Source organism: Acinetobacter baumannii (genome assembly GCF_009759685.1).
In the GTDB taxonomy this organism is placed as follows: domain Bacteria; phylum Pseudomonadota; class Gammaproteobacteria; order Pseudomonadales; family Moraxellaceae; genus Acinetobacter; species Acinetobacter baumannii.
In genome coordinates, this window is sequence record NZ_CP046654.1 from 1,879,097 (window position 1) to 1,891,275 (window position 12,179).

General features: G+C 41.1%; 9 protein-coding genes. 5 read left to right on the plus strand and 4 right to left on the minus strand.

All coding sequences use genetic code 11. The features are described 5' to 3' along the window. Positions 1-48 precede the first annotated feature (48 nt). The 3 genes from clpP (at position 49) to GO593_RS08950 (ending at position 2,933) form a co-directional block, all read left to right on the plus strand. Positions 49-654, plus strand: coding sequence for an ATP-dependent Clp endopeptidase proteolytic subunit ClpP (gene clpP / locus GO593_RS08940; RefSeq protein WP_000289452.1), 606 nt, complete (start codon positions 49-51; stop codon positions 652-654). Positions 655-755: 101 nt separating this feature from the next. Next, the gene (gene clpX, locus GO593_RS08945; RefSeq protein WP_001289250.1) at positions 756-2,069 is read left to right on the plus strand and encodes an ATP-dependent Clp protease ATP-binding subunit ClpX; all 1,314 of its coding nucleotides are present in this window, start codon (positions 756-758) and stop codon (positions 2,067-2,069) included. Between the two features lie 147 nt (positions 2,070-2,216). Next, positions 2,217-2,933, plus strand: a complete 717-nt coding sequence (locus GO593_RS08950; protein ID WP_001269735.1) for a DUF2846 domain-containing protein — start codon at positions 2,217-2,219, stop codon at positions 2,931-2,933. A gap of 24 nt (positions 2,934-2,957) precedes the next feature. On the opposite strand, the gene GO593_RS08955 is transcribed toward GO593_RS08950, so the two are convergent. From GO593_RS08955 to GO593_RS08970, 4 genes are all read right to left on the minus strand, one after another. Continuing rightward, on the minus strand, positions 2,958-3,512 hold the full coding sequence (locus GO593_RS08955) for a DUF2059 domain-containing protein (RefSeq protein ID WP_000155518.1): 555 nt from the start codon (positions 3,510-3,512) through the stop codon (positions 2,958-2,960). A gap of 141 nt (positions 3,513-3,653) precedes the next feature. Beyond that, positions 3,654-5,180: a fumarate hydratase gene (locus GO593_RS08960; RefSeq protein ID WP_000207467.1), complete on the minus strand. Its 1,527-nt coding sequence runs from the start codon at positions 5,178-5,180 to the stop codon at positions 3,654-3,656. Positions 5,181-5,407: 227 nt separating this feature from the next. Continuing rightward, positions 5,408-7,552, minus strand: coding sequence for a phosphate acetyltransferase (gene pta / locus GO593_RS08965; protein WP_001092294.1), 2,145 nt, complete (start codon positions 7,550-7,552; stop codon positions 5,408-5,410). 43 nt (positions 7,553-7,595) lie between these two features. After that, the gene (locus tag GO593_RS08970; RefSeq protein ID WP_000236000.1) at positions 7,596-8,798 is read right to left on the minus strand and encodes an acetate/propionate family kinase; all 1,203 of its coding nucleotides are present in this window, start codon (positions 8,796-8,798) and stop codon (positions 7,596-7,598) included. A gap of 762 nt (positions 8,799-9,560) precedes the next feature. Here GO593_RS08970 and edd point away from each other — a divergent pair. Beyond that, positions 9,561-11,414: a phosphogluconate dehydratase gene (gene edd, locus GO593_RS08975; protein ID WP_000365488.1), complete on the plus strand. Its 1,854-nt coding sequence runs from the start codon at positions 9,561-9,563 to the stop codon at positions 11,412-11,414. Between the two features lie 20 nt (positions 11,415-11,434). Continuing rightward, positions 11,435-12,055, plus strand: a complete 621-nt coding sequence (gene eda / locus GO593_RS08980; protein ID WP_000034283.1) for a bifunctional 4-hydroxy-2-oxoglutarate aldolase/2-dehydro-3-deoxy-phosphogluconate aldolase — start codon at positions 11,435-11,437, stop codon at positions 12,053-12,055. The last annotated feature ends 124 nt before the right edge of the window (positions 12,056-12,179 follow it).

Below are 12,179 nucleotides of genomic sequence, written 5' to 3' on the forward strand. Positions count from 1 at the left end.
TATTGTTGCCATAGGTTAAGTCACAAAAAATTTAGGAATAAATAACGTATGTATGTTCCAACAATTGAAAATGCTTTAGTTCCTGTTGTGGTTGAACAATCTTCTCGCGGCGAACGTTCTTTTGATATTTATTCACGACTTTTACGTGAGCGCGTCATTTTTCTAACTGGTGAAGTTGAAGACAACATGGCAAATTTAATTGTTGCCCAAATGTTGTTCTTGGAAGCTGAAAACCCAGATAAAGATATCCATCTTTATATTAACTCGCCAGGCGGTTCGGTCACTGCTGGTATGGCGATTTATGACACGATGCAATTTATTAAACCTGATGTAGTGACATACTGTATGGGGCAGGCTGCATCTATGGGCGCATTCTTATTAAATGCTGGTGCTAAAGGTAAACGCTATTGCCTTGAAAATGCACGTGTAATGATTCACCAACCATTAGGTGGATTCCGTGGTCAAGCATCAGATATTGAAATTCATGCTCGTGAAATTCTATTTATTAAAGAGCGCTTGAACCGTTTGATGGCAGAACACAGTGGTCAAGACTATGACACGATTGCTCGTGATACCGATCGTGATAACTTTATGACTGCACAAGCAGCAAAAGAATATGGCTTGGTCGATCAGGTATTAAGTAAGCGTCCATAAGGGAAAATATTAAGTGGCTTGAGTTGTTGGAAAACGCCTCCATATAGTCATTTAACCCTATCGCTTGCCCTCATATTTAAGATTCTATTTGTGGAGAGAATATGTCCGAACATCCTCAAGGACAAAAACATTGTTCATTTTGCGGTAAAACGCAGTCTGAAGTCGGGAAACTGATTGCGGGCGAGGACGCATATATTTGTAATGAGTGTGTAGATGTCTGCTTAGACCTTGTACAAACCAGCCAACAGGTTGAAGCAGGTGACTGGGCGAGCAAGGCATTGCCAAAACCACATGAAATACGTGCTGCGCTTGATCAATATGTGATTGGTCAGGATCTTGCCAAAAAGACATTATCTGTTGCCGTTTATAACCATTATAAGCGTTTGAAAGTCGGGCAATCTGGTCATGTGTCTAAAGATGTGGAAATTGCTAAAAGTAACATTCTACTGATTGGGCCTACCGGTTCAGGTAAAACATTACTTGCTCAAACATTGGCTCGTTTGTTAGATGTGCCGTTTGCAATGGCAGATGCGACTACTTTGACTGAAGCGGGTTATGTTGGCGAAGACGTTGAAAATATCGTACAAAAGCTTTTGCAAAAAGCAGATTACGATGTAGAAAAAGCTCAAAAGGGCATTATCTACATTGATGAAATCGACAAGATTACACGTAAATCTGAAAATCCATCGATTACTCGTGATGTGTCTGGTGAAGGTGTACAACAAGCTTTGCTTAAGATGATTGAAGGTACTGTAGCTTCAATTCCACCACAAGGTGGACGTAAGCATCCGCAGCAAGAGTTCATTCAAATTGATACCTCAAATATCCTATTTATTTGTGGTGGTGCATTTGCTGGACTGGAAAAAATTGTACAACAGCGTCAAGAGAAAGGTGGAATTGGCTTTACGGCTGATGTTAAAAACAAAGATGAAACCAAAAAACTTGCTGAATTATTCCGTCAAGTTGAGCCAACTGATTTAGTTAAATTTGGTTTAATTCCAGAATTCATTGGCCGTTTACCAGTGATTGCAACGCTTGAAGAGCTTGATGAAGAAGCGTTAATGCAAATTCTAACTGAACCGAAAAATGCATTAACTCGTCAGTATCAATACCTGTTCAATATGGAAAATGTTGACCTCGTATTTGAAGATTCAGCTTTACGTGCAGTGGCTAAGCGAGCGCTTGAGCGTAATACCGGAGCTCGTGGCCTACGTTCGATTTTGGAAAATGTTCTACTTGAAACGATGTATGACTTGCCAAGCCGTACAGATGTAGGAACAGTTTTCATTAATGAAGCAGTTATTAATGGTGAAGCTGAACCTGTCTACAAGTCAGAACGTCAGCCTAAAGAAGCTGTAACACATGAAAGTGTTGCTAAGGCAGATTTAAAAGTAATTGATTCGAAGTCTGCTTAGATTTCATTCATCTAAAAAGCATGAATTGCCTCGGTGATTCATGCTTTTTTTGTTTTCAATTCATGTAGGTGGTGTTAATCTAAAAAAACAAAATACGCATAGTTTTGCGATATAGAAAAATCAAAAGAAAACGCTTTGAGGGATGTCATGCGTTATTTAATTATTGCTTTAAGTTGTGCCGCATTACTTGCAGGTTGCCAAAGTTCATCACACTTAGAAAAGAATTCAGGTGAGCTGACCGCCACTTTACCTAAAGTTGATGTGGATAAAGAACCCGGTTTATTGGATCAATATCGTTTAGGCGGCTTCACTGTAGGGGGATGGGTAAATCAAAAGTTAGGTCAGACATTTGCGCCAGTTAAACCCCAAAATGAGCAGGCAGCAGTTGTCTATCTTTACCGTCCAGACACGAAATGGAATCGTCAAGAAATTGCAGCCATCAATTTATTTGTAAATGGAAAACGAATTCCAAGTTTATTGCATAACCATTATTACTGGATTGAACTGCCAGCAGGAACTTACCGTATTTCAGCGAGCCGCCCTTTGTTGGGGATTCATTTTCAAGAACCTAAATATATCGATATTACGGTAGATGCAGGCGCATCTTATTATTTGAAGTATGATGAAGAAAATAAAATGGACCGTAGTGAGCACACGGGTCCATTCATGTTAATGCAAGATAATATTGGTCGTAGAGAAATTGCATTTACCGAGCTTAAATCTTCTAGCTATAATTTTGTTGCTGAAGATGCTTCAGGAAAAATATGTCATAAACCCCAAGAATTAAAACCTGCTAAATATAATGAAAAGTCAGATGTACATCTGATAAAACCATTTAAATTGTGGAACCCTTTAACTTGGTAACAATTTGAGGTCGATAAAGAAAAGTTAAGACTTTTCTTTATCTTTTATTAATGGTGCAATAATTTTTAGCATTTCTTCTTGCATATGATCTCGTGCTTTAGGGTCATTAAAAGTTTGCTGTCCCAATTCCATCATATATTCTGAAATTTGCCCCATAATCTGTACATTTTTACGGGTAATTGATTGGCCTTCTGGGGTTTTCAAAAACTTTAAATTTGCTTGGATTTCTTCTTCGGTATACGTTTTTAAATAAATATCTTGTAAGGCTTGAGTCGTTTTAGGGCTGCTAATCAGTTGGTTACTCGAATCTTTTAAAAGTAAGCCTAACTTTTTCGCTGCCTCTTTTTCTTTCGGGCCTAAAGTTTTGATGCCCGTAATATTGCTAATGATCTGTTCAGCTTGTTGATCATAGTAAGGCGTTAACTCATTGATTGATTCTTTCAATAGATAATCAATTTGGCTCATTTGCATGAGTTCTTTTACTGAACTTAACTTGGCAGGAGAAGCAAATAAGCTCGTGGTAATACAGCTTAGACAGAGACTGATTGAAAGATTTTTAAGAATAGGGCGAATAGTCATGAAATGACCTATATGCAGTGTAGGGCGGGTGGGTATATTCATTAATAGCACAGATTGGCGAACCAATTGTTACAATTCTTTTCAATTTCAAAAAAATATTAAAAGGCATAAAAAAAGCACCGAATCCGGTGCTTTTCTTGATTAACCAGCTGCGGCATCGATTACTGGAATTTTACCAATTTTCGCTTGCCAGATTTTTGGAGCTACTGCGTGAATTGATGTACCGTTTACATCAACTGCAACAGATACAGGCATATCTTCCACTACAAATTTGTAGATTGCTTCCATACCCAAATCTGCAAATGCAACCACTTCAGCTTCGCGAACAGCTTTAGATACGAGGTAAGCTGCACCGCCCACTGCCATAAGGTAAGTTGCTTTGTTGTCCTTGATTGCTTCAATTGCTGTAGGACCACGATCAGCTTTACCAATCATACCGAATAGACCAGTATGCTCGAGTACTTTACGTGTGAATTTGTCCATACGTGTAGCCGTTGTAGGACCGGCAGGACCAACCACTTCATCACGTACCGGATCAACAGGACCAACGTAGTAAATAAACTTGCCTTTAAGATCAACCGGTAATTCTTCACCGTTGTCGATCATTTCAACCATACGTTTATGTGCAGCGTCACGACCTGTGTACATTGTACCGCTAAGAAGTAATGTGTCGCCCGGTTTCCAAGAATCCATTTCTTCTTGAGTAATGGTATCAAGGTTTACACGTTTAGATTGTGAAGCATCCCAAGTTACAGATGGGTAGTCTTCAAGTTTTGGTGCTTGAATATGAGCTACACCTGAACCATCAAGCTGGAAGTGAGCGTGACGAGTCGCAGCACAGTTAGGAATCATACCTACTGGTTTGCCAGCAGCGTGACATGGGTAGTCTTTGATTTTAATGTCAAGAACAGTCGTTAAACCGCCAAGACCTTGTGCACCAATACCAAGAGCGTTTACTTTTTCAAAGATTTCGATACGAAGTTCTTCGATTTTGTTCTCTGGTCCACGGCGAAGTAATTCGTCCATGTTGATTTCTTCCATGAGTGCTTCTTTCGCAAGCATCATGGCTTTTTCAGCAGTACCACCAATACCGATACCGAGCATACCAGGAGGACACCAGCCTGCACCCATAGTTGGAACGGTTTTAAGAACCCAGTCAACAATCGAGTCAGATGGGTTAAGCATCGCAAGTTTAGATTTGTTTTCTGAACCGCCACCTTTAGCAGCAACAGTAATATCTACTTTGTTACCTGGTACGAGTTTGTAGTGAATAACGGCAGGGGTGTTATCTTTTGTATTTTTACGACCAAATGCAGGGTCAGCAAGAACAGATGCACGAAGAACGTTGCTGTTTTCAAGGTAACCTTGGCGAACACCTTCATTTACTGCATCGTCTAAGCTCATTGTTAAATCAAATTTAACATCTAAGCCCACTTCAAGGAAAACGTTAACAATACCAGTATCTTGGCAAATTGGACGATGACCTTCCGCACACATGCGAGAGTTAATTAAAATCTGTGCAATTGCATCCTTTGCAGCTTTGTTTTCTTCGCGATCATAAGCACGGCTCATCGCTTGGATAAAGTCTTGCGGGTGATAGTACGAAATAAACTGTAGGGCGTCCTTGATTGATGTAATCAAGTCATCTTGTTTGATAATCGTTGTCATACCAAAAAATCTCTTGAGCGGGCTGTTAGCTAGCGGGCTAAATTATATGACAAAAAGACAATCTTGTGGGGGATTGGTTGATCTTTTGACCGAAAGTCGAATAACACAAAGGCTAAGTTATTTAAAATTAAGAACAACCTAGAATCAGGCTTATTTTTTAAAAAATAAAAAAAGCCATTTGAGCGGATATCAAATGGCGAGAGGTAGAAAAGATTAAATGATATTAATTATTTGGCAGCAGCTTGCTGCTCGGCCTGAATGGCTGTTAATGCAATAGTAAAGACGATGTCATCTACTAAAGCACCACGAGACAAGTCATTGACTGGCTTATTTAGGCCTTGCAGCATTGGCCCAACGCTAACTACATTTGCTGCACGTTGTACTGCTTTATAGGTTGTGTTACCCGTATTTAAGTCAGGGAAAATAAACACATTGGCACGGCCAGCAACGCGTGAGTCTGGCGCCTTTTGGCGTCCTACACTTTCAACTGAAGCCGCATCGTATTGTAGTGGACCGTCAATCAGTAAATCAGGGCGACGTTGCTGTGCAATTTGAGTCGCTTGCTGTACTTTCTCAACATCAGCACCCGTTCCAGATGTACCAGTTGAGTAGCTGATCATGGCAATACGTGGGTCAATTCCAAACGCTTTTGCAGAGTCAGCAGACTGAATCGCAATTTCGGCAAGCTGTTCGGCTGTAGGATCCGGGTTAATTGCACAGTCACCGTAGACATAGACTTCATCCGGTAAAAGCATAAAGAAAATGGATGAAACCAGTGAGTACGCTGGCGCGGTTTTAATCAGCTGGAACGCTGGACGCACTGTATTGGCGGTTGTATGAACTGCCCCCGAAACTAATCCATCCACATGATCTAGAGCTAGCATCATGGTGCCGAGAACTACAGTATCTTGTAATTGCTCTTTAGCTTGTAGGTCGTTGAGTTTGCCTTTGCGGAGTTCAACCATTGGTGCAATATATTGGTCACGGATCTGATCTGGATCAATAATTTCTAACCCGGCTGGTAACTCGATACCACGTGCTTTTGCTACGTCATGTACAGTTTCTGGTTTTGCTAACAAAATACAATGCGCAATACCACGAGCCTGACATATAGCAGCAGCTTCAATAGTGCGTGGCTCATCACCTTCTGGAAGGACAATCCGTTTTTTAGCTGCAATTGATTTTTGCACTAGTTCATGACGGAATGCAGAAGGGGAAAGACGTGGTGTAGCACCGTTATTACTATGCTGTTTAAGCCATTCGACATCTATGTGACTTGAAACAAATCGGGTCACTTGTTCGGCACGTTCAGTGTCATCGGTTGGAATTTCATTACCAAAATCGGATAGGCGCTGCGCAGTTTCTAGTGTATTTAAATGGGTATGTAAAATTGGCAACCCTTGTTTAATTGCACTTTGGCAAAACTCTAAAAGCTTGGGAGCAGGAGCTTCACGCTCAGTCAACACCAAGCCTGCCAGTGGAATACCATTACTGGTGGCGAGACTACTTGCCAGTAATACATCGGTACGTTCAGAGGCGCTAATGATCAGTTCACCAGCAATGAATTTATTCAGTTCATATTCAATGCTTGAGGCAATTAAACTTGAGTGCAAAATACGACGTGTTTTTGCTTCGCCTTGATTTACCCATTGGCCATCAATCACGCTCGCGATGTCTAATGTTCTAGGTACACTTAAGGTATTACTAAACGGAACTAGACCAATAATTGGTAAATCGCTTGATCCAAAGTAGCGGTTATATTTTTGCAATTCTGCCGTAAATTTTGCGATGTCTTCAGTTGGACGTAACGACGGGTCAAATGCGACAGGTATTTGAGCTGTCTCTTCAGACAACCCGCGTGTACGCATAAAGAGTACGCCCGCTGTTCGGTTAGAGGTTGCACCACCAAACTGCCGTAAGTGAGCTTCAACTTTCTCTGCTGTTTTACGTGGGTTTTGAATATCTGCTGTACTGACTAAAACCACTTCAGCATCAAGCGCTTGAGCAAGGCTTGCATTAAGTTCACTGGCAAAATGGTCTTGCCCATTTGGTAATAAGCCTTCAACAATAATCACATTATTGTCTGCTGCGATACTGCGATGAAGACTTACTGCTTCTTCAAGTAACTCATCGACTTCACCAGCCGCAATGCGTTGGGTTAGCTTTTCATGAGAAATGGATTGAACAGTTTTGCTTTGAAATAAATGACCAAATAAAGATGTAGTTCGGTCTAAATTTTCTTGATCTACCTGAGAGAACGGTTTTAAAAAGCCTGCTTTAATCCCATTACAATCAAGTGCATAAATCATACCTAAGCAGGCAGAGGTTAAACCAACCCCTTCACCTGTAGGAATTAATAAAATTGTATTCATATAAACCTATAAATAAATGAATAGCGTTTTTTGACTACTGTAATTAAGCAAGGCTTACTTCAGGAGATGTATTTTGTGAAACCTCTACAACCTGACGAGTTTCTTTGGCAATACGGCCTTCTTCATCGGTTGGAATCACCCAGATTTGTGGACCTGTGCCGCTATCAATACGGCCTTCTGTACCACGTTTTAAATTGTTGTTCTGGTCTTTATCGAGCTGTAAACCGAAATGAGGTAAATAAGCTAGAGTTTTTTCACGTATATAAGCTGAGTTCTCACCAATACCGCCTGTAAAGATCAAGCCATCAATACTTGGTAAACCACAACTTAGGGCAGCAAGTGATTTTGCAAGGCGATAGCTAAATACTTCAATCGCAAGGCAAGCATCTTCATTGCCATTTTCAGCAGCTTCAATCACTGTACGCATATCGTTAGAGAGTTGTGATAAGCCAAGTAATCCACTTTCGTTATTTAAAACTTTATCGATTTTTGCTAAGTCCCAGCCAAGATTTTTAGCAAGGAAGCTGTGTAAGCTTGGATCGACATCACCACTACGTGTTCCCATTACAACACCTTCAAGTGGAGTAAGGCCCATAGAAGTATCAACACTTTGTCCATTCCACACTGCACAAGTCGAGCTACCATTGCCCAAGTGTGCTGTTAACCAACCGCCTTTTTGGAATTTTCCTGCCAGTTCACTGCCGCGGTCAGACACATAAGCATGGCTTGTACCGTGGAAACCATAGCGACGAACATTATGTTCTGTATATAAAAACTTAGGGATTGCATAACGGTATGCATGTGCAGGCATAGTTTGATGAAATGCGGTGTCAAATACGGCAACTTGAGGTAATTCAGGGAATAGGCGCATCGTTGCTTCAATCCCGATTAAGTGAGCAGGATTATGAAGCGGTGCAAGCGGAGTGGCTGCACGAATACGTTCTACAATTTCAGGGGTGAGTAATTCAGCTTTGGTAAGGCTTCCACCATGTACGACACGGTGACCGATTGCTTGAGGTTTATAGTTTGCAAGACGTGCAAGTAAAGTTTCTAAAGCTTTGGCGTGGTCAGCATAAGGAATTGAAAGCTCTAGCGGTTCTCCACCGACGGTAATCCCTTTAATACGAGCATCAGCTGCCCCTAAGTTTTCTGCTAAACCGTAAATACGATCTTCACGACGCTCTGAAACCAGTGCGTATTTAATAGATGAAGAACCGCAATTAATAACTAATACTGATGTAGCCACGTTGAAATACCCAAGTCCTGATATAAAAATAGTTTTCCTAACTTCCTGATCAAAAGGCATTAATTGTGTGATGCATTAAGAGCAGGTTGTGATGTTTTAACATGTGTTGTTTTTCTGTCCAAGATAGACTTTAGCCCATTAGACTTAAGCACTATCGACCATTAAATTTTTTATAACTAATATTCGCTCAGTATAAAGCTTAACCACTGTATTTATTGTTTTTTTGTAGAAGAATTAAACAGTTTTTTGTATATATTTATGAAAGGTAGATTTCTATTTAATGTATTTTTCAAATATTTGGTATAAATTTTTTAAGAAAAAAGAAGTGCTGTTATTTTAATCAAACTAGAGGGGAGTATTACAAATAATATACGTAAATGAAATTAAATTTTAATCGTTTATATATAGGTTAAAATGAATAAATCATAAACATTTTTAATATAAAACTTAGTATAAAAAAGTCGGTATTAATACATTTATAAGAATATTTTATTGCTTTGATATTATGAGAATTTTCTCATAGTTAATAGAGGCAGATATACCAATAAATATAGTCAAAAATAAAACCAGCTTCTCGTTTAAAACTTAAACATAATTTGTATTTAATACCGATGCTCGAGTATTACCGTAAAGTTGACTAGGGCTTGCATGTCGCTTTTTGCCTTAATAATATTGTTCCTCCCCCTTATCAAATGATGATGAAATATATCATTTGGTCTATTTTTATGTTCCGGCTTATCCGGTTGTACAGGAGCGTCCAGCATGGACTTGCCGAATCCAGTATTGGCAAAAGTTACTGAACGTGTAATTGCGCGTAGCCAAAAAACTCGTTCTGCATATTTACAACGTATTGAACATGCCCAAGGCAAATTCCCAGCTCGTGGTGCACTCTCATGTGCCAACCTGGCTCATGGTTTTGCTGGCATGGAAGATAATGAAAAATTAATTATTAAAGTTGGCCGTGAACCAAATATTGGCATTGTGTCTTCATATAATGAAATGCTTTCAGCACATGCCCCATATAAAACATTCCCTGACATTATAAAAACAGCTGCACGTGAAAATGGTGGTGTTGCACAGTTTGCGGGCGGTGTACCGGCAATGTGTGATGGTATTACTCAAGGTAATGCCGGTATGGAATTATCATTATTTTCACGTGAAACCATTGCGATGGGGACTGCGATTGCACTTTCCCATAACATGTTCGATGCCGCATTGTGTCTCGGGGTATGCGATAAGATTGTTCCGGGCTTGCTGATTGGTGCTTTGCAGTTTGGTTATCTACCAACCATTTTTGTCCCTGCGGGGCCAATGAGTAGCGGTTTGTCGAATGATGATAAAGCTAAAATCCGCCAGCAATTCGCGACAGGTCAAGTAGGACGCGATGCCTTACTTGAAGCTGAATCGGCTGCCTATCATGGTCAGGGCACATGTACATTCTATGGTACTGCGAACAGTAACCAAATGTTGATGGAGGTGATGGGCTTACATTTACCAAGTGCGGCATTTGTTCATCCTCATACGCCATTACGTGATGCGCTCACTGCCGAAGCTGCTAAACGTGTACTTGACTTAACTGCCGAGCGAGGCAACTACACGCCGATTGGCCATGTTATTGATGAAAAAGCCATTATTAATGGTATTGTGGCTTTATTGGCTACAGGCGGTTCAACCAACCATACGTTACATCTGATTGCGATTGCGCGTGCGGCTGGCATCTTAATTGACTGGGATGACTTTGATGAGTTGTCTGCAGTTGTTCCATTGCTCGCAAAAATCTATCCAAATGGCAAGGCCGATGTAAACCATTTCCAAGCTGCGGGTGGGGTAGCCTTCCTTATTCGTAACTTACTTGAGGCTGGTTTGTTACATAACGATGTGACGACCGTCGCTGGTAAAGGTTTACAGCATTACACCAAAGAACCGAAATTGATTGACGGTAAGCTTACTTGGGTTGACGGGGTAGTTCAAAGCCTTGATGACAAAGTACTCCGTAGCATTGATGCGCCGTTTCAGCCAGATGGCGGCTTGCGCTTAATGCAAGGTCGCCTTGGCCGTGGTGTTATCAAGATTTCTGCGGTTGCGCCAGAGCACCGTAAAGTGAAAGCACCGGCAATTGTTTTTGACTCGCAAGAAGCGGTACAGGCAGCGTTTGATCGTGGTGAATTGCACCGAGACTTTATTGCGGTTGTTCGTTTCCAAGGTGCGCGTGCTAATGGTATGCCTGAGTTGCACCGCTTGACTCCTGTGTTGGGTGTTTTACAAGATCAAGGCTTCCATGTTGCATTAGTAACCGATGGTCGTATGTCTGGTGCTTCAGGCAAAGTACCGGCAGTCATTCATTTGTCTCCAGAAGCGTTATTGAATGGTCCGATTGGCAAAGTTCAAACCGGAGATATGTTAATCATTGATGCTGAAGCTGGTGTACTCGATATTGAGTTAGATGAGCAGACTTGGCAGTCACGTCCTGTTGCTCAACCAGAACATCAGGCAGAAAACGAAGTTGGTTTTGGCCGTGAATTATTTGGTGTGTTCCGTGCGGCAGCAGCGCCTGCTGAACATGGCGCATCTGTGTTTGGTGCACTTGTTGGCGAAGAGCCACAAGGGCAGATTTAAGACAAAGGAATTACAAAGTAATGAGCAAGATTGAAGATGTTGTCAAATTAGGTCCAGTAATTCCGGTGTTGGCTTTTGACTCTGCCGAACAAGGTGAACATGTCTCACGTGCGTTGCATGCTGGTGGTGTAAAGGTACTGGAAATTACTTTACGTACAGCTGCTGGGCTTGCTGCCATTGAACGTGCATCTCAGTTAGCAGATGACATTGTGGTAGGTGTAGGAACGATTACTAAGCCTGAGCATTGTGCGCAAGCTAAAAAGGCTGGTGCTAAATTTGGGGTATCACCTGGTTTGACCAAAGACTTGCATTTGGCTGCACAAGATGCAGGTTTACCTCTTTTACCAGGCGTAATGACACCGAGTGATCTCATTCAAGCGATTGAGTTGGGCTACGACATTGTGAAGTTTTTCCCTGCTCAACAGGCAGGTGGGGTTGAGATGCTAAAAGCATTTTATGGTCCATTTCCAAACTTACGTTTCTGCCCAACAGGTGGAATTACAGCAGAGACAGCTCCAGATTTTTTAAAGCAACCTAATGTGGTGTGTGTAGGTGGGTCATGGTTAACGCCTAAACCTGTTGTCGCTGCACAAGATTGGGCTGAAATTACCCGTTTAGCCCAAATTGCAAGTCAGTTGTGAGTTTTACGAAAGTAATTGTGGTTTAAAAATCTAAAGTGTCTTTTAGGTGCTTTAGATTTTTTGTGATGCTGTGACTGGCGGTTGCCAGTCATACTAAATATAAAAAATGAGTGCTTCAACAATG